The organism is Enterobacter sp. FW301-JW81, from assembly GCF_058788735.1.
Genome location: NZ_JBYTBA010000001.1, coordinates 870,863 through 892,120, shown reverse-complemented (window position 1 = coordinate 892,120; position 21,258 = coordinate 870,863). Strand labels below are relative to the sequence as shown.

General features: G+C 59.1%; 22 protein-coding genes. 5 read left to right on the top strand and 17 right to left on the bottom strand.

Annotated features, from left to right (window positions below):
- Window positions 1-20 precede the first annotated feature (20 nt).
- Window positions 21-554, bottom strand: a complete 534-nt coding sequence (locus AC3WOK_RS04350; RefSeq protein ID WP_059311367.1) for a MarR family winged helix-turn-helix transcriptional regulator — start codon at window positions 552-554, stop codon at window positions 21-23.
- Window positions 555-684: 130 nt separating this feature from the next.
- On the opposite strand from AC3WOK_RS04350, the gene AC3WOK_RS04345 reads away from it, so the two are divergent.
- From AC3WOK_RS04345 to AC3WOK_RS04335, 3 genes are all read left to right on the top strand, one after another.
- Window positions 685-1,845 carry an MFS transporter gene (locus AC3WOK_RS04345; RefSeq protein ID WP_059311368.1) on the top strand — a complete coding sequence of 387 codons (1,161 nt, stop codon included), beginning with the start codon at window positions 685-687 and terminating at the stop codon, window positions 1,843-1,845.
- Window positions 1,846-1,903: 58 nt separating this feature from the next.
- On the top strand, window positions 1,904-2,341 hold the full coding sequence (locus AC3WOK_RS04340) for a VOC family protein (protein WP_059311369.1): 438 nt from the start codon (window positions 1,904-1,906) through the stop codon (window positions 2,339-2,341).
- A gap of 229 nt (window positions 2,342-2,570) precedes the next feature.
- Window positions 2,571-3,509 (top strand): omptin family outer membrane protease, encoded by a 939-nt coding sequence (locus AC3WOK_RS04335; RefSeq protein ID WP_063956206.1) that lies wholly within the window; start codon window positions 2,571-2,573, stop codon window positions 3,507-3,509.
- A gap of 138 nt (window positions 3,510-3,647) precedes the next feature.
- Here the strand turns inward: AC3WOK_RS04335 and AC3WOK_RS04330 are convergent, their stop codons facing one another.
- The 16 genes from AC3WOK_RS04330 to paaA all read right to left on the bottom strand — a co-directional run bounded on the left by AC3WOK_RS04330 (window position 3,648) and on the right by paaA (window position 16,460).
- Complete coding sequence (locus AC3WOK_RS04330; RefSeq protein WP_492354013.1) at window positions 3,648-3,968, bottom strand: cupin domain-containing protein; 321 nt, start codon at window positions 3,966-3,968, stop codon at window positions 3,648-3,650.
- A 134-nt stretch (window positions 3,969-4,102) separates the two neighbouring features.
- Window positions 4,103-4,585: a glutathione peroxidase gene (locus AC3WOK_RS04325; protein WP_492354012.1), complete on the bottom strand. Its 483-nt coding sequence runs from the start codon at window positions 4,583-4,585 to the stop codon at window positions 4,103-4,105.
- Window positions 4,586-4,826: 241 nt separating this feature from the next.
- Entirely contained in the window at window positions 4,827-5,183 is a 357-nt protein-coding gene (locus AC3WOK_RS04320) for a nuclear transport factor 2 family protein (protein ID WP_492354011.1), read from the bottom strand.
- Window positions 5,184-5,275: 92 nt separating this feature from the next.
- Complete coding sequence (gene paaY, locus AC3WOK_RS04315) at window positions 5,276-5,872, bottom strand: phenylacetic acid degradation protein PaaY (protein WP_348578444.1); 597 nt, start codon at window positions 5,870-5,872, stop codon at window positions 5,276-5,278.
- A gap of 9 nt (window positions 5,873-5,881) precedes the next feature.
- On the bottom strand, window positions 5,882-6,817 hold the full coding sequence (gene paaX / locus AC3WOK_RS04310) for a phenylacetic acid degradation operon negative regulatory protein PaaX (RefSeq protein WP_025757961.1): 936 nt from the start codon (window positions 6,815-6,817) through the stop codon (window positions 5,882-5,884).
- 133 nt (window positions 6,818-6,950) lie between these two features.
- Window positions 6,951-8,267, bottom strand: a complete 1,317-nt coding sequence (gene paaK, locus AC3WOK_RS04305; protein ID WP_047647866.1) for a phenylacetate--CoA ligase PaaK — start codon at window positions 8,265-8,267, stop codon at window positions 6,951-6,953.
- Window positions 8,268-8,294: 27 nt separating this feature from the next.
- The gene (gene pcaF, locus AC3WOK_RS04300) at window positions 8,295-9,500 is read right to left on the bottom strand and encodes a 3-oxoadipyl-CoA thiolase (protein WP_492354010.1); all 1,206 of its coding nucleotides are present in this window, start codon (window positions 9,498-9,500) and stop codon (window positions 8,295-8,297) included.
- Window positions 9,493-9,921: a hydroxyphenylacetyl-CoA thioesterase PaaI gene (gene paaI, locus AC3WOK_RS04295; RefSeq protein WP_492354009.1), complete on the bottom strand. Its 429-nt coding sequence runs from the start codon at window positions 9,919-9,921 to the stop codon at window positions 9,493-9,495. Before paaI ends, pcaF begins: the two co-directional genes overlap by 8 nt.
- The gene (gene paaH, locus AC3WOK_RS04290; RefSeq protein WP_492354008.1) at window positions 9,911-11,335 is read right to left on the bottom strand and encodes a 3-hydroxyacyl-CoA dehydrogenase PaaH; all 1,425 of its coding nucleotides are present in this window, start codon (window positions 11,333-11,335) and stop codon (window positions 9,911-9,913) included. The genes paaI and paaH overlap by 11 nt, the downstream gene beginning before the upstream one ends.
- A 1-nt stretch (window position 11,336) precedes the next feature.
- Window positions 11,337-12,125, bottom strand: coding sequence for a 2-(1,2-epoxy-1,2-dihydrophenyl)acetyl-CoA isomerase PaaG (gene paaG / locus AC3WOK_RS04285; protein WP_492354233.1), 789 nt, complete (start codon window positions 12,123-12,125; stop codon window positions 11,337-11,339).
- Window positions 12,125-12,892: a 2,3-dehydroadipyl-CoA hydratase PaaF gene (paaF, locus tag AC3WOK_RS04280; protein WP_492354007.1), complete on the bottom strand. Its 768-nt coding sequence runs from the start codon at window positions 12,890-12,892 to the stop codon at window positions 12,125-12,127. Before paaF ends, paaG begins: the two co-directional genes overlap by 1 nt.
- Window positions 12,889-13,959, bottom strand: coding sequence for a 1,2-phenylacetyl-CoA epoxidase subunit PaaE (paaE, locus tag AC3WOK_RS04275; RefSeq protein WP_492354006.1), 1,071 nt, complete (start codon window positions 13,957-13,959; stop codon window positions 12,889-12,891). The genes paaF and paaE overlap by 4 nt, the downstream gene beginning before the upstream one ends.
- Before the next feature lie 7 nt (window positions 13,960-13,966).
- On the bottom strand, window positions 13,967-14,464 hold the full coding sequence (gene paaD / locus AC3WOK_RS04270; protein ID WP_059311382.1) for a 1,2-phenylacetyl-CoA epoxidase subunit PaaD: 498 nt from the start codon (window positions 14,462-14,464) through the stop codon (window positions 13,967-13,969).
- An 11-nt stretch (window positions 14,465-14,475) separates the two neighbouring features.
- Window positions 14,476-15,222 carry a 1,2-phenylacetyl-CoA epoxidase subunit PaaC gene (gene paaC, locus AC3WOK_RS04265; protein WP_063431475.1) on the bottom strand — a complete coding sequence of 249 codons (747 nt, stop codon included), beginning with the start codon at window positions 15,220-15,222 and terminating at the stop codon, window positions 14,476-14,478.
- A gap of 8 nt (window positions 15,223-15,230) precedes the next feature.
- Entirely contained in the window at window positions 15,231-15,518 is a 288-nt protein-coding gene (gene paaB, locus AC3WOK_RS04260) for a 1,2-phenylacetyl-CoA epoxidase subunit PaaB (RefSeq protein ID WP_003857353.1), read from the bottom strand.
- 12 nt (window positions 15,519-15,530) lie between these two features.
- Entirely contained in the window at window positions 15,531-16,460 is a 930-nt protein-coding gene (paaA, locus tag AC3WOK_RS04255) for a 1,2-phenylacetyl-CoA epoxidase subunit PaaA (RefSeq protein ID WP_492354005.1), read from the bottom strand.
- Window positions 16,461-16,744: 284 nt separating this feature from the next.
- On the opposite strand from paaA, the gene paaZ reads away from it, so the two are divergent.
- Together paaZ and tynA are read left to right on the top strand one after the other, a co-directional pair.
- Complete coding sequence (gene paaZ, locus AC3WOK_RS04250; RefSeq protein ID WP_492354004.1) at window positions 16,745-18,787, top strand: phenylacetic acid degradation bifunctional protein PaaZ; 2,043 nt, start codon at window positions 16,745-16,747, stop codon at window positions 18,785-18,787.
- 194 nt (window positions 18,788-18,981) lie between these two features.
- A complete protein-coding gene (tynA, locus tag AC3WOK_RS04245) occupies window positions 18,982-21,255 on the top strand; it encodes a primary-amine oxidase (RefSeq protein ID WP_492354003.1) in 2,274 nt (757 codons plus the stop codon).
- Window positions 21,256-21,258: the final 3 nt, after the last annotated feature.

Genomic DNA, 21,258 nt, shown 5'->3' with positions numbered 1-21,258 from the left:
TCCCTTTCGGTGAGGTTTATTCATGCTGTGGTTTTATCGGTACCCGGCGACGTATCCACCTCGTCCTCGGGCGGGAACGCCAGCAGTAACTCCCTGAGCAGGGACTCAAGCTGCGAGCGCTGTGCGTCAGATAAGTTTCTCAGCAGCGCATTTTGCGTTTGGGTATGAACGAGCAGCGCCTGTTCGATACGCTCCAGCCCGAGGGACGTCAGGCTTACGAGGGTGCTGCGCTTGTCATCGGGATCGGCAACTCGCCGGATAAGCCCCTGTTGTTCGAGGTGCGTGAGCCGGTTCGTCATCGCCCCGGAGGTGATCAGCAGCGATTTATACAGCTGCGTGGGCGAAAGACAGTACGGCTCTCCGGCGCGACGCAGCGTGGCGAGTACGTCAAATTCGCCCTCGCGAAAGCCAAACGGCGCCATGGCCTGCGCGCGTTTTTTCCCCAGATGCTTCATTAGCCTGAGCATTCGGCCAAAGATTTTCATCGACGAGGCGTCCAGTTCAGGCATGGCGCGGCTCCACTGGTCGACGACGAAGTCTACATGGTCTTTCATTTTCACCCCTGATGGCGTGGGAATTTATCGTGTTGTGCGGTACATCTTACACAAAAATACATTTTATCTTAACGTTAAGATAAATGCTCGCGGCGATTTGCCCGGGCTATTCACAACCGAAAAGGATTCCATGTTGAAACGCACGTCTCCAGTACTCTTCGCCCTTATCGCGTTTATCGTCGGGTTGAACCTGCGCCCCATTCTGGCATCTGTCGGGCCGCTTTTTTCCGTGCTCCAGCGCGAAGCGGGACTGACGGCCACACAATTCAGCCTGCTGACCACCCTGCCGGTCGCGATGATGGGTCTGGCCGCCCTGTGCGGCCCCTGGCTGTTAGCCAGAGTCGGTGCCGTCCGGGGGATCGCGATCGGTCTTTTCATCCTGCTGGTGGCCTGTTTATTACGCGGGTTGAGCGCTTCGCTGGCGGGGTTGATGGGCACCGCGTTACTGGGCGGGGCAAGCATCGGCACGATCCAGGCGTTAATGCCCGCCCTGATTAAAAAAGAGTATGCCCAAACGGCCAGCACGGTCATGTCGCTGTTCAGCACGGGCATTATGGCGGGTGCGGCACTAGCCGCCGCCAGCGCCGAACCGTTGTTTTCGTGGCTGACGCTGAAACCGGCGCTGGCCATGGCAGGCCTGTTGGCACTGCTTGCGCTGATGCTGTGGCTGGCCCTCGTAACGCGTTCGCAAAGTGAAAATACGGCCCGCGAAGCCGTTACGCTCACCGCCTCCCGGACAGGGTTACTGCTGCTCTTTTTCGGCGTCGGGACGGGAGCCTATACGCTGGTGCTCGCCTGGCTGCCTCCGCTCTATATTCAGGCGGGATGGTCCGCACGCAGCAGCGGCTATATGCTGGCCTGGCTGACGTTAACCGAGGTGGTCGCAGGGTTTGCCGTCTCCGCGCTGATTGGTAAATTCCCCGACCGCCGCGTTCCGCTGATTACGGTCCTGTTGCTGCTGCTGGCAGGATTACTGTGTCTGGTCTTTGCGCCGGGCACCACGCCGGTGTTATCAACACTGCTGCTTGGCACAGGGATCGGCGCCCTCTTCCCGCTGTCGCTCATCGTCACCTTCGATCACGCCCGCACGCCCGCGCAGGCCGGGAAGCTATTGTCTAACGTTCAGGGAGGGGGATATATGATTGCTGCGCTAATGCCGTTAATTGCGGGGATTGTTCGCGACAGCGCTGTTTCACTAACCAGCGCATGGCTGGTCATGAGCGCGGGTGTTATCCTGCTGATCGTCATCGCGCTGAAGTTTAAACCCGTCGTGAAAGCGCAACCGCGGTGAATGCGGTACCCGATTTGAGAGCCGTACTATAAATTTTCCAGCCAATTAAGGAGTGGATATGTCGCAGACGTTACCGGGAATTGATGTCTTATTTATCGCCGGCTTCGGGCCTATTTCGCAAAGCATCGACGCCAGCACCGCGTTTTATGTCCAGACGCTCGGTTTGCCGCTGAAGCCGATGGAAGGAAATGCCGACTATCTGCTCACTGAAGAGAGCCAGTTGCCGGGCGCGAAGCATTTTGCCGTCTGGCCGCTCTCACAGGCGGCAACCTCCTGTTTTGGCGAAGCGCACTGGCCCTCTGAATACCCGATACCGCAGGGATGGATTGAATACGAGGTGCAGGACCTGGATTCCGCTACCCGCATTCTGAGCGAAAAAGGCTATCGCCTGCTGGTGCACAACCGCATCGAACCGTGGGGACAGACCGTTACTCGCCTGCTCAGCCCGGAGGGCCTGCTGACCGGCCTGACAATCACGCCGTGGCTGCGCGGGTAAACGGAATTTATTGTGGCGCCGGTTACAGTGAGTCAACTGACTGCTATTTTGCACCGAGCCGGTAATGATTTAAATATTATCGGCCACCTCCTTCAGGCGGCCCAAAGTTAAATATCGCCCCTTACGTCAAATTATAAAAAAATTACCAAAACTGGCAGTTGATTCTTATTTGTGTGGCTTTTAACATTTCCCTGCAACTCATTGATTAATTTGTTTTAGGGAAATAAAAATGACAAGAAATATTGTTGCGGGAATGATGATGGCCGCGTTTTCAGGGGCGGTATATGCAGGTACCTCACAAGTCACACCGGATTTTTCACCGGAAAGCTTCACGGTTTCAGCGTCCGCCGGGATGCTGAGCGGAAAATCTCACGAGATGGTTTATGACGAAGTCACAGGAAGAAAAGTTAGCCAGCTGGACTGGAAAATAAAAAATGTCGCTATTCTGAAAGGCGATATTTCCTGGGACGCGTACTCATTCTTGACGCTGAACGCCCGCGGCTGGACCTCTCTGGCATCAGGCTCAGGTCACATGGATGACTATGACTGGATGAATGCCAAACAATCCTCCTGGACAGACCATTCAAGCCATCCTGCGACCAACGTGAACTATGCCAATGAATACGATCTCAACGTAAAAGGCTGGATCTTCCAGGGCGATAATTATAAAGCGGGCATCACCGCAGGTTATCAGGAAACCCGCTTCAGCTGGACGGCGACCGGTGGTTCTTACAATTACGACAACGGCGCCTATCAGGGGAATTTCCCGGCAGGCGAACGCGGCATTGGTTATAGCCAGCGCTTCTCTATGCCGTATATTGGCCTGGCAGGACAGTACCGCTTTAATGACTTTGAATTTAACGCCCTGTTCAAATTCAGTGACTGGGTTCGCGCGCATGATAACGACGAGCACTATATGCGCGATCTGACCTTCCGCGAGAAGACTTCTGATTCCCGCTATTATGGCGCATCCGTTGATGCCGGATATTACGTGACGCCGCACGCCAAAGTTTTTGCTGAATTTACCTATAGCAGTTACGAAGAAGGTAAAGGCGGTACGCAGATTATTGATACCAATACCGGGCAGTCCGGCTCTATTGGCGGGGACGCTGCGGGAATTTCTAACCACAACTATACCATTACAGCGGGTCTGCAATATCGCTTCTAATTCAGACGTTAAAACAGACCAGGCCCCTTACGGGGCCTGAGATTGATGACAAACCCTGCCATCAACATTTTTGCCGGGTGGCGCTGCGCTTACCCGGCCTACATTTCACACCGGGCGAAACCCACAAATTGCACTGTGTCAGCAGTCTGAAATTTCGGTTTCGGGTAAATCGATGATAACCAGTGTGCCAAAGCTGCCGATTTCCACCGTATGAGGCACGCCCGCTTTGGCTATATAAAGCTCGCCCGAGCTTACAGAGATTTTTTTGCCGTTAACACTCATTTCCAGACGACCGTCAATGACCAGTAATCCCTCGTCGTACTCATGCACCTCTTCAGTGACCGAGCGCTCATCCATTCGCAGAATTTTGAGATTTGTTTCCCCAACGCGGCCTAGTACATGAGAGCGCCAGGCCTCATTTAATGCATCTGCTTCAGTCTTAAGGTCATAAAGCGACATACGGTCGTTTCCGTTGATATTCGTATGGAGCATTTATGCCATATAAATTCTCTTTCGCTATATAACAAATCGGGGAAAACAAGGCGAAAAACAGACTAAAGAAAGGCCATCAGGCCCGCTCCAATCGAAGACGCTTAGCTTTCCAGGGCAGCCAGAATCGCTGCTTCCATTTTCTCGGGCTTTGTCATCGGTGCAAAGCGCTTGAGAGGTTCCCCGCTGCGTCCGATCAGGAACTTCGTAAAGTTCCACTTAATACGCCCGCCCAGCACGCCGGGCAGTTCGTTTTTCAGATAACGAAACAGCGGGTGCGCTTCAGTTCCATTTACCTCTACTTTCTCGAACATCGGGAAACTGACGCCGTAGTTGATGTAACAGGTTTTTGAGATATCATCGGCACCACCGGGTTCCTGCTTACCGAACTGGTTGCAGGGGAAGCCAAGCACCACCAGCCCTTGAGCCGCGTATTTCTTGTATAGCGCTTCAAGCCCGGCGTACTGAGGCGTGAAGCCGCATTGGCTGGCGGTATTCACGACCAAAACCACTTTACCCGCGTAGTCGGCCATAGGGATCGGTCGACCATCAAGGCTGGTCGCTGTAAGTTGGTAAAAGCTAGTCATATATGGCCCCGTCTAAATTGAAGAGCTGTGAAGAAAACAGAGAAATGGATTCGGGCTGAGCTAAATCAGAGAGATACCCGTTTGCGACGCCACCTTCAGTAGCGATGATGTTTTGAATATCCTCAACCCATCGGGCGCTAAAAAATTAGCTTTCTGCCCCTCTGAATTCGGAACATGGCGTATTTATACCTTGGTTTAACTTTAATGCTTAATTTAGCAGCGTCATACTTTGATTTTGCATCTAACTCTCATTCGACTCGGGTGTGCCCTGATGAAAAACTAGTTTCCACTGGTCATCATCATAACGCCCCCAACATGAAGAACGAAGAGCAGCACGACTGCCATCTGGATTAAAAGTCTTGTAATGCAATATGGCGAAATTTTCGCTTACGCTGGTGAGTTGAAAATCGCTACTGAGAATGGTCGGTGCATTTATTTCAGCAGAAAGGCTTTCTATTGCCTCTGCACGATCAACTAACACACCTGAACGTGTTATTTCTCTAAATTCTTTATGAAGTATCTGTTCAAGCCATACCCTGTCTTTCCGCTTATTGCCATGGAGAGAACATTCGAGCCTGATAAGCTTCTCCAGGAGCATACTGATTGCCCTCATTAAATTCTGTCAGTGTTTACAAAACGACAATCATTCTAAGGCAGCATCCGCTTCACCCGCGAAGCGGACCTTCCACCCTACACCGCCGACTTCGGCCGTAAATTCTCGTCAAACGTCAGCCGTTTCCGCTCAGGCTCAACCTCGCGCAGCGGCTCCACCTGATGCATCGTCAGCTTGCAGCGTTCGACCAGCACCTGATACTCCCGCGTGCCCTGCTGTTTCCAGGCCAGCTCCTGCTCGCTCAGCTCGCGGATCGCTTTGGCCGGGCTGCCGATAATCAAATGGTTGGCGGGCATTTCCGCTTTCGCCTTCACGAACGCCGCCGCGCCGACGATGCTGTTTTCACCGATGACGGCCCCGTCCATCACCACCGCGTTCATGCCCACCAGCGCATTGCGACGGATCACGCAGCCGTGGAGAATGGCACTGTGGCCGATATGCCCGTCCTCTTCCACCACCGTGTCCTGCTCCGGGAAACCGTGCATCACGCAGTTATCCTGAATGTTCGCACCGTCTTTCACCACGATACGACCAAAGTCTCCGCGCAGGCTGGCATTCGGGCCGATATACACGCCTTTGCCCAGAATCACGTCGCCAATCAGCACCGCCGTTGGGTGAACATAGCTCTCGTCCGGCACCACTGGCGTCAGGCCGTCAATTTGATAAACAGGCATCTTCACTCCTTATGCGCTCGTAAGACCACCAAAGCGTTGATAGTAGAGCGTGCCGGGCACGGGCAGTTCGCCGACGGAGGTTTCGCCCTTCTCGCTGACAAACGCCAGCGCCCCCGGTGCCACACGCTGATAAATATTGATGCAGAGCTGTCGCGCGCTTTGTCCCGCCCAGTGCGCAGGCAGTAACTCTTCCGGCAGCAGCGGGTCTTTCAACACCACGCGACGATAAAAGTGAATCAGTAACAGCTGGATCTGGAAGCAGCGTTCCGGCGTCAGTTCCTCCGGCGCGGCCTCTTTCAGCAGCGGCAGCAGCGGGCGGAACGAGCTGATAAACGTCTCGTACATCGCGTTTTGCTCGGTCAGCTGCCAGCACTCTTCTACCCGTGAGCGCAGTGCGGCGCGGGAGAGCGCCAGCGGCGAGTGGGCTTCAAAGAAAATCACGTTTTCCGCCACGCCGGCATCGTGAAGCAGAGACTGCACGTCCGCCAGATGCTGCGACGGCGAGGCCATCAGGCTCGGCGCCAGCGTGCCAAACCCCTGCCAGATAAGCTGTTTTTTAACGTCGGCAAGGGTGTTTTTATCCAGCCCCTCGGAGAGCAGCAGTAACCATTTGCCGTCCCAGGCGGGCAGTTCCGCGCGGTAGATCTTGTTTTCCGCGCGACGCGTCAGGCGCAGGCCTTTATCGCTCAGGCGGTAAAAGCTGCGCCGCCCGATGCGCGAGACGTCCAGCCAGCCCTCTTTGTTGAGGCGAAACAGCGCGGTACGCACGAAGCGTTCACCAAACCCCATGCCTTCCAGCAGGGCCGCCAGGCTGCCGAGCCAAATCTCACCGCCGCGATGGGAAAGCGCGTCACCGTATAACGAGGAGATAAGCGAAGTCCCGCTGACGGGAACGGAGCTGACCGCGTGCTGGATAAAGGCATCGAGTTTATTCATGTGATTCATTCTGTTGTTATTTTTGTCCTGGATGAATCATAGCATACGATTCTGGGGTGTACCCTCACCCTAACCCTCTCCCACAGGGAGAGGGAACTCAATACACCCTCTCCCTTTGGGAGAGGGCTGGGGTGAGGGAAATTCAACCGTTGGCTGCCACTTTACGCAAATCAAACACCCGGCAGGCTTTCCCCTCCGAGCGCGGGATGCTGCCGCAGTTGACGATCGTCACGTCGGTGGAAATCCCGACCATCGATTTGATCCGGTGGCGCAGCTGGTGGCACACCTGACAGCGCTGCTCGTGGGTCAGCGTCAGGCTGCTCTCTTTCAGCTCCACCTTCACGGAAAGTGAATCAAGATGGCCGCGGCGGTTCACCTCCAGCTGGTAGTGCGGAGAGAGATGTTCGAACTTCACGATCTCCTCTTCCAGCTGCGACGGGAAGACGTTGACCCCGCGGATGATCAGCATATCGTCACTGCGACCGCTGATGCGGTCCATACGGCGCATACTGCGTGCGGTCGCCGGCAGCAGACGCGTCAGGTCGCGGGTGCGGTAGCGGATCACCGGCAGCGCCTCTTTGGTCAGCGTGGTGAACAGCAGTTCCCCCTGCTGACCGTCATCCAGCGGCGTGCCGTCGTTCGGGTTGACGATCTCCGGGTAGAAGTGGTCTTCCCAGATGGTTGGGCCGTCGACGGTTTCGATACACTCCATCGCCACGCCCGGCCCCATCACTTCGGAAAGGCCATAGATGTCCAGCGCCGTAATGCCCAGGCGTTTTTCGATTTCGCGACGCATGGCCTGCGTCCACGGTTCGGCGCCGAAGACGCCCACGCGCAGGGAACAGCCGCTGGCATCGCCGCCCATCTGGCGCTCAAGCTCTTCAATCAGGTTAAGGCAGTAGGATGGCGTCACCATGATCATGTCCGGCTGGAAATCACGGATCAGCTGGGCCTGTTTCTCCGTCTGGCCGCCGGACATCGGGATCACCGTCGCCCCTAAACGCTCGGCGCCGTAGTGCGCCCCCAGCCCGCCGGTAAACAGGCCATAGCCATACGCCACGTGAATTTTGTCCTTCGCGCTGCCGCCTGCGGCGCGCAGAGAGCGGGCCACCAGGTTGGCCCAGTTGTCGATGTCGCCCTGCGTGTAGCCAACGACGGTCGGTTTGCCAGTGGTGCCGGATGACGCGTGAATGCGCACCACCTGCTCCATCGGCACGGCAAAGGTATCGAACGGATAGTTATCCCGCAGGTCCTGCTTAGTGGTGCACGGGAATTTACGGATATCCGCCAGCTCTTTGAAATCGTCAGGATGAACGCCCGCGGCGTCAAACTTGCGTTTGTACATCGGCACGTTGTTATAGGCGTGGTGCAGCGTCCATTTCAGACGCTCGGTTTGCAGCGCCTGTAACTCGTCAAGGGAGGCCGTTTCAATCGGATCAAGCTTTGTTGTATTTGTCATTGTAGGGTACTCACATTGTTTTTATGCTCAAACACGCTCAAGGATCATGGCAATGCCCTGACCCACACCGATGCACATCGTACACAGCGCGTAGCGCCCGCCGCGTCGGTGCAGTTCATTGCTCGCGGCCAGCGCAAGCCTGGCACCGCTCATCCCCAGCGGGTGGCCCAGCGCAATCGCGCCCCCGTTCGGGTTGACGTGTGCGGCATCATCCGGCAGCCCCAGCTGACGCAGCACGCCCAGCGCCTGCGCGGCGAACGCTTCGTTAAGCTCAATCACGTCCATATCGTTAATACTAAGTCCGGCGCGCTCCAGCACCTTACGCGTGGCGGGTACCGGGCCGAGCCCCATCAGACGTGGCTCCACGCCTGCCGTTGCCATCGCCACGATCCGCGTGCGCGGGATTAACCCCTGTGCCAGTGCCATCTTCTCACTGGCGATGAGCAGCGCCGCGGCGCCGTCATTGACGCCGGAGGCATTTCCCGCCGTGACCACCCCGTTCTTGCGGAACGGCGTTTTAAGCCCGGCGAGCTGCTCGAGCGTGGTGTCCGCGCGCGGGTGTTCATCCACGCTGAACTCTGTGACCGCGCCCTTTTTACCCGGCACCTGCACCGGCACGATCTCCTGCGCCAGAATGCCGTTCTGCTGCGCCCGAGCGGTACGCTGCTGGCTGCGCAGCGCGAACGCGTCCTGATCGGCTCGGCTGAGATTTAACAATTCAGCTACATTCTCTGCCGTTTCCGGCATAGTGTCAGTTCCGAATTGCTGATGCATGAGCGGATTCACAAATCGCCAGCCGATGGTGGTATCAAAGATTTCCGCCTGACGCTGAAACGCGGCGGTGGCTTTGCCCATCACAAACGGCGCGCGGGACATCGACTCCACGCCACCCGCGATCAGCAGGTCGCCGTCGCCTGCCTTAATGGCGCGTGCGGCAAAACCAATCGCGTCCAGCCCCGACCCGCACAGGCGGTTAATGGTGGTCCCGGAGACCGTCTGCGGCAGCCCGGCTAGCAGCGCCGACATGCGCGCCACGTTGCGGTTATCTTCCCCCGCCTGGTTGGCGCAGCCGTAAATCACGTCGTCAACCCGCTCGAGGTCGAGTTGCGGATAGCGGGCCAGCAGCGCGCGCAGCGGCACGGCGCCGAGATCGTCGGTTCTGACCGCAGAAAGCGCGCCGCCGTAGCGCCCCACCGGCGTCCGAACGCCATCACAAATAAATGCGTCACGCATTTGCCTCTCCTGTCACGCTGCCGCCGATGCGGTGAGATTTCCCGCGAAAAAGGGCGACGGTTTTCTGTTGTTGGTTCTGGATTTCAATGTCGTACACGCCGGTCAGCTTGCCCTGATGCATCACCCGCGCGGTGGCGGTAAGCGTGTCACCGGCAAAGCCCGGACGCAGAAAATCAATCGAGCAGCCTGAGGCCACCGCCGCCAGCCCCTGGCTGTTGCAGGCGTAGGCAAAGGCGGTATCTGCCAGGGAAAACAGCTGCCCACCGTGGCAGGTTTTATGGCCGTTAAGCATCTGCGGGGTGATGGTCATGGTCACCACCGCGTAGCCGTCGTCCATGTCGACGATGTCCATCCCCAGCGCCTGCGCGCAGGCGTCCCGTTCGTACATGACGCGGGCGTTATGCCAGGCGTTATGACTCATAGCTACTCTCCAGAAGCGCGCGCTGGCGCAGCAGTGAACAGGGGCGATAGCGTTCTTCGCCGTAATGGCGCTGCAGGTTCTCCAGCAGGGTCAGCAGGCGCTGCCAGCCCAGACGCTCGCCCCAGCCAATCGGGCCGCTCGGGTAGTTCACGCCGAGGCGCATGGCGGTATCAATATCCTTCTCGCTGGCGACCCCTTTTTGCAGGGCATCCAGCGCTTCGTTGGCAATCATCGCCACCGTGCGCCAGATCAGCAGGCCGGGATAATCGGCAATTTGCACCACCCGGTTACCCTGCTGTTGCAGGTAGCGGATGGCTTTTTGCGTCGCGGTATGCGGGTTACTGGCGGCCGCGGCAATCACCGCCACATCGTGTTCAATGCGGTCGACCACCACCACCGGACCGTTGAGCCGCAGCGCCAGCGCCTGAGCGGTTTCCCCCTGCGTTTCAACCAGAAACACGTCATCAACTTCGGTGACACCGTCACGTCTTTTTTCCACGCGCATCGGGCTGTAGCTGTCATTCACCGCCTTGACCCACTGCACGTCGGGTTTGCCACTCTGCCAGTCGTAAACGCCCTTCCCGCTCTTTTTGCCCAGCCGTCCTGCCAGCACCAGCTCCTGCTGCACCAGCGAGGGCAGAAAACGACGCTCCTGCCAGAAGGCGTTAAATACTGAGCAGGTCACCGCAAAGTTAACGTCCTGACCAATCATGTCGGTCAGCTCCAGCGGCCCCATCGGGAAGCCGCCGCCTTCGCGCAGGGCGGCGTCAATGACTTCCGGCGCAGCCACCTGCTCTTCCAGCGCGCGCCAGGCTTCGGAATAGAACGGACGCGCAACGCGGTTGACGATGAACCCCGGCGTGGACTGGCAGCGAACGGGCTGTTTCCCCCAGTTCAGCGCCAGCTCGCACAGCGCGTCGGCCACTTCCGGTGAGGTTGCCAGCCCGCTCACCACTTCCACCAGCTTCATCACCGGCGCCGGGTTAAAGAAGTGCAGCCCCGCAACGCGCTCCGGGTGGTGCACGTCCGCCGCAATCGCGGTAATGGAAATGGAAGAGGTATTGCTGGTCAGCACCGTCTGCGGCGGGCAGATCTCAGCCAGCTGCGCGAACAGCGCCTTTTTGACGTCCAGCCGCTCGGCGGCCGCTTCAATCACCAGATCGGCCGCAGCAAGCGCGTTGATATCCGCGGCCGGAAGCAGCCTGGCAAGGATCTGGCTGCCGGCATCGGCGGAAAGTTTTCCCCGCGTCACCCGGGAGGCCAGGCGCTGGCGGATCCCGTCGATGGCGCGCGAAATCGCATCGCTGGAGATGTCGTAGAGCAGAACCTGATGGCCGTGGCTGGCCGCCACTTCGGCAATGCCGGCGCCCATCGTGCCGCTGCCAATCACGGCGACAGTGCGTATGTTCAGCATCTTATTTCCCCGTAAAGTTCGGCGCGCGCTTCGCCAGGAAGGCGCTGACGCCCTCCCGGTAGTCGTCGCTGCGCCCGGCCATGCGCTGATAGTCGCGCTCGAGATCGAGCTGCGCGTCCAGGGTGTTGGTTTCTGCGGCATTGATGGCCTGCTTGATCAGCCCCAGCCCGAAGGTCGGCTGCGAGGCAAAATGCAGCGCCATCTGCTGCGCGGTAGCGGAGAGCTGGTCGTCATCCACCACCTGCCAGATCATCCCCCAGTTCTGCGCCTGTTCGGCGCTGAGCTTGTCGCCGAGCAGCGCAAGCCCCATAGCGCGGGCGCGTCCGGCCACGCGTGGCAGCAGCCAGGTGCCGCCGCAGTCCGGGACTAAGCCGAGCTTGCTGAAGGCCATCACAAAGTTGGCGGAGCGCGCGGCAATCACCATGTCGCACTCGAGCGCCAGCGTAGCCCCCGCGCCCGCAGCCACGCCGTTAACGGCACAAATGACCGGTTTCGGCAGCTTTGCCAGGCGGCGAACCAGCGGGTTGTAAAAGGTCTCAACGGACATGCCCAGATCCGGTGCCGGGCCGTTGGGGTCGACGTTGCGGTCGTTCAGATCCTGACCGGCACAGAAGCCGCGCCCGGCGCCGGTGATCAGCAGGCAGCGAACGGTGTCATCCCGCTCGGCCTGCTTCAGGCATTCGGCAAGCTGCTGATGCATTACGTCATTGAAGCTGTTCAGACGCTCCGGGCGGTTCAGGGTGATCGTCATTACGCCCTGTTCTACTTGACTGAGAATAAATTCCACAATTAGCGTCCTTTAAAGTCGGGAGTGCGTTTTTGTAAGAAGGCATCGATGCCTTCCCGGCGGTCTTCGGTGGCAGAAAGCAGCGTAAAAAGCTGGCGTTCCTGCGCCAGCCCGGCCTGGAGCGGCACCTCCTGAGACTGGCGCAGGGCCTGTTTCGCCGCCTGCAGCGCCAGCGGCGAGTGGCGGGCCATCCGTGCCGCCTGCTTCAGGGCATACTCCAGCGTCAGCGCTGCCGGGAAAACGTCGCTGACCAGCCCGGCGCTCAGCGCCTGCTCTGCACAGATACTCTCGCCGGTCAGCACCATTTTGCTGGCAAGCGATTTCCCGACGCAGCGAATAAGACGCTGGGTACCGCCCGCGCCGGGCATAATGCCGAGCGTGATTTCCGGCAGGCCGAAACGGGCGTTGTCGCCGGCGATAACCACGTCGCACAGCAGCGCCAGCTCGCAGCCCGCCCCCAGCGCAAAGCCGTTCACGGCGGCGATCAGCGGTTTAGGAAACGCGTTGATTCGCGCCCATAGCTGCGGACGGATATCGTTCAGGGTGGCAGGCAGGTCTTTCTCTGCCATTTCACTGAGATCGGCCCCGGCGGCAAAGCAGCGCTCGCTGCCGTAAATCACGCAGACGGCGATGTCCGCATCCGCTGCGGCGGACTCAAGCTGCTCGGCAAGCTGCGTCAGCAGCGCGTTGTTCAGGGCGTTGCGCGCCGCCGGGCGGTTCAGCGTCAGCTGCAGCACGCGCCCATGACGGGTAACGGTCAGTTCGCTCATGCCATCCCCTTCGCGTCAAAATCCACGATCACGTCAGCGGTTAACGGCAGCGACTGGCAGCTCAGCACGTATCCAGCGGCCAGCTCGTCCGGCTCCAGGCTGTAGTTGGTCGCCATGTCCACCTTCCCGCGCAGCACTTTGCATTTACAGGTGGCGCATACGCCGCCCTTGCAGGCATACGGCAGATCCGCGCCCTGGCGCAGGGCGGCATCAAGGATGCTTTCATCGTCCGCCGTCAGGGTGATTTCCCGGTCGCGTCCGTCCTGACGCACGGTCACTTTCTGGCCTTCCGCCTGCACGTTCACCGCGCGTTTAACGGCGCGTTCTGGCGTATTAAAGCGCTCGAGATGAATGGACGTTTCCGACATCCCCAGCGCCTTCAGCGCGGCATCCGCGTCGTCCATCATCGCTGAGGGGCCGCAGATAAAGGCTTCGTCGTACTGGCGGAAGTTGATCAGGGTTTTTGCCAGCGCCTGCAGCTTTTCGCCGTCGATGCGGCCGTAAAGCAGGTCGCTGTCCAGCCGCTCCTGGCTAAAGATGGAGACCAGCTGCAGCCGCTGCGGGTATTTGTCCTTCAGGTCCGCCAGCGCCTGGCGGAACATCATGCTCTGGCTGCTGCGGTTGCCGTAAATTAGGGTGAAATGGCTGTTCGGTTCGGTCGCCAGCGTTGCGGAGATAATCGCCAGCATCGGGGTGATCCCGGAGCCTGCCGCAATGGCCAGATAGTGCCCCTCGCGCTCTGCGTGCGGCTGGTAGCCAAACTGTCCCTGGGGAACCATCACCTCAAGTGCCATGCCCGCTTTGATCTCATCCCGGGCATAGCGGGAAAAGCGCCCGCCTTCGATGGCTTTGACCGCCACGCTGATCTCGCCCGGGGCGGTACTCCGGCAGATGGAGTAGCAGCGGCGCAGCTCGTCCCCGTCAAGCTTCGTTTTTAACGTCAGGTGCTGGCCGGGGCGGAAACGGTAGGCGTCCTGCAGCGCCTGCGGCACCGCGAACGTGATGGTCACCGCATCGCGAGTTTCCGGTTCCACTTTTGCCACTGTTAATGAATGAAACGTTGTCATGGCAGCCTCAAATACATTTGAAATAGTCGAAGGGCTCACGGCAGGTATTGCAGCGGTAGAGCGCTTTGCAGGCCGTCGAACCAAATTCACTGATAAGCGAGGTGTCGGTGCTGGCGCAGCGCGGGCAGCTCACCTCGGCCGGCGCGTGCGCGTGACAGCTATGACCCACGGGCGGGCTGATGCCGTACGCCCGCAGGCGCTCGCGCGCGTCGGGGGTCATCCAGTCGGTGGTCCAGGCGGGTTCAAGCTGGAGCACAATGTGCACCGGGGTAAAGCCGTGCGCGGTCATCGCGTCGCGGATCGCCCCCAGCAGGTGTTCCGTTGCCGGACAGCCCGAGTAGGTGGGCGTGAAGCCGATAACCCAGCCTTCACCCTGCGCCTTCACGCTGCGCACCATGCCTAAATCGGTGATGGTTAATACCGGCACTTCCGGGTCCGGGATCTGGCTTAACAGCGACCAGATCTCAGGAATTTGCGCGGGCGCAATGTCGACGAGGCGTTGCATAGCGTTCTCCTTTACCACTGCTGACCGGGATACGCGCGCTGGAGATACTGCATTTCTGCCAGCATCGGGCCCAGATGTTCGGTATGCAGCCCCTGCTTGCCCCCGGTGCGGTACGCCGCCTCTTCGGGCACCTGCAGGCAGGCTTCATTCAGACCGGCAAAGACTTCGCTTTCCCACGGCTGGCGCAGGAGGCGTGGGTCAACCGCCACGCCGGCGTCAATCAATTCCAGCTCAACGTCATCCGCTTCAAACAACTCCGCCGTAAAACGCCACAGGCTGTCGATGGCCTGCTGCATTTTCTGCGCGGAGATTTCGCTGCCGTCGCCCAGCCGCACCAGCCAGCCGCGGCTAAAGCGCAGGTGGTAGCGCGCCTCTTTAATCGCTTTGGCGGCGATGGCGGCAAGCTGGCTGTCGCGGCTTTGGGTCAGCCGTTCGTACAGCGCCACGTTCCAGGCATCCATCAGGTACTGGCGGGCAATCGTGTCGGCGAAGCTGCCGTTCGGCTGCTCCACCAGCAGGACATTGCGGAACTGGCGCTCGTCGCGACCAAACGCCAGGGTGTCTTCATCTCCCTGGCCTTCAAGATCTGCGGCATAGGTCAGGAAATTGCGCGCCTGGCCCAGCAGATCAAGACCGATATTGGCGAGCGCAAGGTCGATTTCCAGCTCCGGCGCGTGGCCGCACCAGGCGCCCAGACGCTGGGAGAGCACCAGACCGTTGTCGCCCAGTCGCAGGGCATAGGCAGTCACTGAATTCATTCTTTGCCTCACATGTGCTCGATGCCGTCGGGGATGGTGTAAAACGTCGGGTGGCGGTAAACCTTGCTTTCCGCCGGGTCGAAGAACTCGCCGCTCTCTTCGGGCTGAGAGGCGACAATCTCGCTCGCCTTAACCACCCAGATAGAGCACCCTTCGCTGCGCCGGGTGTAGGCATCGCGCGCATTTTCCAGCGCCATGCGGTCGTCGGCGGCATGCAGGCTGCCCACGTGACGGTGGGATAACCCTTGTTTGCTGCGTACGAACACTTCGTACAGCGGCCAGTAGACATTGCTCATGGTTATTTCCTCTTATGCGGCCTGACGGGCGCGCTGTTTTTCGGTGTGCGCAAGCGCGGCTTCCCGCACCCACGCGCCCTCTTCCCAGGCTTTACGTTTCGCGGCCAGGCGTTCATGGTTGCAGATGCCGCGCCCGCTAATGACCTCTTCAAACTCCTGCCAGTCGATCTCGCCGAAGCGGTAGTGGCCGCTCTCGTCATCAAAGCGCAGGTCGGGATCGGGCACCGTCATGCCCAGCATCTCCACCTGCGGCACCGTGTTGTCGACAAAGCGCTGGCGCAGCTCGTCATTACCGAAGCGCTTGATTTTCCACGCCAGGCTGCGGGCGCTGTTCGGCGAGTTGTCGTCGTTTGGCCCGAACATCATCAGCGCCGGCCACCAGAAGCGGTTGATGGCGTCCTGCAGCATCTGGCGCTGGGCCTCGCTCCCCTGCGCCAGCGCCATGCAGGCTTCAAAGCCCTGACGCTGGTGGAAGCTCTCTTCTTTACAGATTTTCACCATCGCCCGGGCATACGGACCGTATGAGGTGCGGCACAGCGCCACCTGGTTGACGATGGCGGCACCGTCTACCAGCCAGCCGATCACGCCGATGTCGGCCCAGCTCAGGGTTGGATAGTTAAAAATGGAGGAGTATTTCATCCTGCCGTCGAGCATCTTCTGGTAGATATCTTCCCGCGCGCAGCCCAGCGTTTCCGCCGCGCTGTAGAGGTAGAGCCCGTGTCCGGCTTCGTCCTGCACTTTCGCCAGCAGGATCGCTTTTCGGCGCAGCGTCGGCGCGCGGGCGATCCAGTTCCCTTCGGGCAGCATGCCGACAATTTCGGAGTGCGCATGCTGGCCAATCTGGCGGATCAACGTCTTACGGTAGGCGTCAGGCATCCAGTCCTGAGGCTCAATCGCCGTCTCCTGCGCTATGCGCTGCTCAAACCGTTGTTCTTGCGTCACGTCATCACCTTTATGATTCGTTAGTTTGCAAATTAAAGCGTAATGTTGAATCACTTTGTTTTTTAAAAGTTACACAAAGGTTAAATACAACCCCAAGAATTGTTTCCTTGTTTTGTGATACCGCTCGCAAGGCTTTTGCTTTAGGCCCTACAGGCAGCGCCTTCTGGCGAGAAGATTCAGCACGCCGGATCACAATGTTAACAATTCATTAAAACTCAGCTTGATTTTTATGATTCACGATCAAACTATTAATAGTGAAATTACGTAACATTTGGAGATAAGCGATGCAGCAGTTAGCCAGCTTCGTGTCCGGTACCTGGCAGTCTGGCCGGGGCCGCGAACGCACTATTCATCACGCCATCAGTGGCGAAGCGCTGTGGAGCGTGACCAGCGAAGGGCTGGACATGGCGGCCGCCCGCCGGTATGCGATTGAGCGCGGCGGTGAAGCGCTTCACGAGATGACCTTTATCGAACGTGCTGCCATGCTGAAGGCGGTGGCAAAGCACCTGCTTGGCGAGAAAGAGACGTTTTATGCCCTGTCCGCCCAGACCGGAGCGACGAAAGCTGACAGCTGGGTCGATATTGAAGGCGGCATCGGCACCCTCTTCACTTACGCAAGCCTGGGTAGCCGCGAGCTGCCGGACGACACGCTGTGGCCGGAAGATGAGTTAATCCCCCTGTCTAAAGAAGGCGGCTTTGCGGCGCGCCACGTCCTCACCTCGAAGTCCGGCGTGGCGGTGCACATCAACGCCTTCAACTTCCCCTGCTGGGGCATGCTGGAAAAACTGGCGCCGACCTGGCTTGCCGGCATGCCAGCCATTATCAAACCCGCTACCGCTACCGCACAGGTAACGCAGGCGATGGTGAAATCCATCGTGGACAGCGGACTGGTGCCGGACGGCGCCATCAGCCTGATCTGCGGCGGCGCGGGGGATCTGCTCGACCAGCTCGACAGTCAGGACGTGGTGACCTTTACCGGCTCCGCCAGCACCGGGCAAAGCCTGCGCGTACACCCGAATATTGTGGCGAATTCGATTCCGTTCACCATGGAGGCGGACTCCCTGAACTGCTGCGTGCTGGGTGAAGACGTCACCCCGGAACAGCCGGAGTTTGCCCTGTTCATCCGGGAAGTGGTGCGCGAGATGACCGCCAAGGCCGGGCAGAAATGTACCGCTATCCGCCGCATTATCGTCCCGCAAAGCCAGGTTGACGCCGTGAGCCAGGCGCTGATTGCGCGTCTGGAAAAGGTGGTGGTGGGCGACCCTGCGCAGGAGGGGGTGAAGATGGGTGCGCTGGTCAATGCCGAACAGCGCGCGGACGTGCAGGAGAAAGTGGAGCAGCTGATCGCCGCAGGCTGCCAGATCCGCCTGGGCGGCAAAGCCGATATGCAGGCCGCTGGCGCGTTCTTCCCGCCAACCCTGCTGTTCTGCCCGCAGCCGGATGAAACCCCTGCCGTTCACGCGACGGAGGCTTTCGGCCCGGTTGCGACCCTGATGCCGTATCGCAACGCACAGCACGCGATGCAGCTTGCCCGCGCGGGCGGCGGTAGCCTGGCGGGAACGCTGGTCACCGCCGATTCGGCGATTGCCCGTCATTTTATTGCCGGTGCGGCGCGCGCCCACGGGCGTATTCAGATCCTTAACGAAGAATCGTCAAAAGAGTCCACCGGCCACGGTTCCCCGCTGCCGCAGCTGGTCCACGGCGGCCCGGGCCGCGCGGGCGGCGGCGAAGAGCTGGGCGGCCTGCGCGCGGTGAAGCACTACCTGCAGCGCACCGCGATCCAGGGCAGCCCGACGATGCTGGCCGCCATTGGCAAACAGTGGGTGCGGGGCGCAACGGTGCAGGAAGATCGCGTTCATCCGTTCCGCAAATACTTCGAGGAGCTGCAGCCGGGCGACAGCCTGCTGACGCCGCGCCGCACCCTGACCGAAGCGGATATCGTGAACTTTGCCTGCCTGAGCGGCGACCACTTCTACGCCCATATGGATAAGATCGGTGCGGCGGAGTCGATCTTTGGCGAGCGCGTGGTGCACGGCTATTTCCTGATTTCCGCCGCGGCGGGACTGTTTGTCGACGCGGGCGTCGGGCCGGTGATTGCCAACTACGGTATGGAAAACCTGCGCTTTATCGAGCCGGTTAAGCCGGGCGACACCATTCAGGTGCGTCTGACCTGCAAACGTAAAACCCTGAAAAAACAGCGTACCGCGGAGGAAAAACCAACTGGCGTGGTGGAATGGTCCGTTGAGATTTTCAACCAGCACCAGCAGGCCGTGGCGCTCTACTCCATTCTGACGCTGGTGGCGCGCCAGCGGGGCGATTTCAGCTAAGTTTCCCCTCACCCTGACCCTCTCCCCAATGGGGAGAGGGGATTGTTCTGCACGAGCATGTGATGTATCCCCGCTCTTTTTTTAACCTGGCAAGACCAACAAATAACCTGGCAGATGCAGGCAAACGCTTTTCTCATGGGCCTGTCAGGATAAGGCTGTCACAACACAATAAACACAACAAGATGAGGTCTACGATGGGAAGCAATTCTTCTTTTTCTGCCCGTAGAACGGCGCTGGCCATGGCCGTTGCGCTGTGTTGCGCCTGGCAATCCCCTGTTTTCGCCCACGGCAGCGAGGCGCATATGGTCCCGATGGACAAAACGCTGCAGGACTTCGGCGCGGACGTTCAGTGGGATGATTACGCACAGATGTTCACCATTGCGAAAGACGGTGCCTTTGTGAAGATCAAACCGGGCGCGAAAACCGCCATCGTCAACGGCAAAACCCTCAAGCTTGAGGTGCCGGTGGTCATGAAAGGCAACAAGGCCTTTATCTCTGACAGCTTCATCAACGATGTTTTCCAGTCAGGTCTTGACCAGACCTTCCAGGTCGAAAAAAGCCCCCACCCGTTAAACGCGCTAACGGCGGACGAAATTAAGCAGGCCGTTGAAATTGTTAAAGCCTCAGCGGATTTTAAGCCGAATACCCGCTTCACCCAGATTGCCCTTGCCGAGCCAGAGAAAGCCAAAGTGTGGGACTTTGTGCTTAACGGTACGCCTGTGGATTCCCCCCGCCAGGCGAAGATCGTGATGCTCGATGGAAAGCACGTTATCGAAAGCGTGGTGGATCTGAAGGATAAAAAAATCCTGCGCTGGGAACCGGTGAAAGACGCGCACGGCATGGTGCTGCTGGATGATTTCACCGCGGTGCAGCAGATTATCAACGAGAGCACAGAGTTTGCCGAGGTGCTTAAAAAGCACGGCATCACCGACCCGAAAAAAGTGATAACCACGCCGCTGACCGTCGGCTATTTTGACGGTAAAGACGGCCTGAAGCAGGAAGATCGCCTGCTGAAGGTAGTGAGCTATCTCGACGTTGGCGACGGCAACTACTGGGCGCACCCGATTGAGAACCTGGTCGCCGTGGTGGATCTTGAGCAGAAGAAAATCCAGAAAATTGAAGAAGGCGCCGTTATTCCGGTGCCAATGACCCCGCGCCCCTATGATGGTCGCGACCGCGTAGAGACGCCGAAAAAGCCGCTCGACATCACCGAACCGGAAGGCAAGAACTACACCATTACCGGCGACCGGATCCACTGGCAGAACTGGGATTTCCACCTGAGCCTCGACTCCCGCGTCGGCCCGATGATTTCCACCGTGACCTATAACGACAACGGCAAAAAGCGCCAGATTATGTATCAGGGCTCCTTAGGCGGGATGATCGTCCCGTACGGCGATCCGGACGTCGGCTGGTACTTTAAAGCCTATCTCGACTCCGGCGACTACGGCATGGGCACCCTGACCTCCCCGCTGGTGCGCGGGAAAGACGTGCCGTCTAACGCCGTGATGCTCAATGAAACCATCCCGGATTACACCGGCGCGCCGATGGAGATCCCGCGCGCGATCGCCATTTTCGAACGCTACGCCGGGCCGGAGTACAAGCATCAGGAGATGGGCCAGCCTAACGTCAGCACCGAGCGCCGCGAGCTGGTGGTGCGCTGGGTGAGTACCGTTGGCAACTACGATTACATCTTCGACTGGGTGTTCCATGAAAACGGCACCATCGGCATTGACGCCGGCGCGACGGGTATCGAAGCGGTGAAAGGCGTGCAGGCGAAAACCATGCACGATGCCACCGCCAAAGACGACACTAAATACGGTACGCTGATCGACCACAACATCGTGGGCACTACGCACCAGCACATCTACAACTTCCGCCTGGATATGGACGTGGACGGCGTCAACAACAAGCTGGTGGCGATGGACCCGGAAGTGAAGCCGAATACCGCCGGTGGCCCGCGCACCAGCACCATGCAGATCAATCAGTACGATATTGATACCGAGCAGCAGGCGGCGCAGAAATTCGACCCGGGCACCATTCGCCTGCTGAGCAACACCCGCAAAGAGAACCGCATGGGCAACCCGGTTTCGTACCAGATCATCCCTTACGCGGGCGGTACGCACCCGGTAGCGACCGGCGCGAAATTTGCCCCGGACGAGTGGATTTACCATCGCCTGAGCTTTATGGACAAACAGCTGTGGGTGACCCGCTACCACCCGGATGAGCTCTACCCGGAAGGTAAGTTCCCTAACCGCTCAATCCACGACACGGGCCTGGGGCAGTACAGCAAGGATAACGAGTCGCTGAACGACCAGGATGACGTGGTCTGGATGACCACCGGCACCACCCACGTGGCGCGCGCGGAAGAGTGGCCGATCATGCCGACGGAATGGGTGCATACCCTGCTTAAACCGTGGAACTTCTTCGACGAGACGCCAACGCTCGGGAAGAAAAAAGACGATAAATAACCA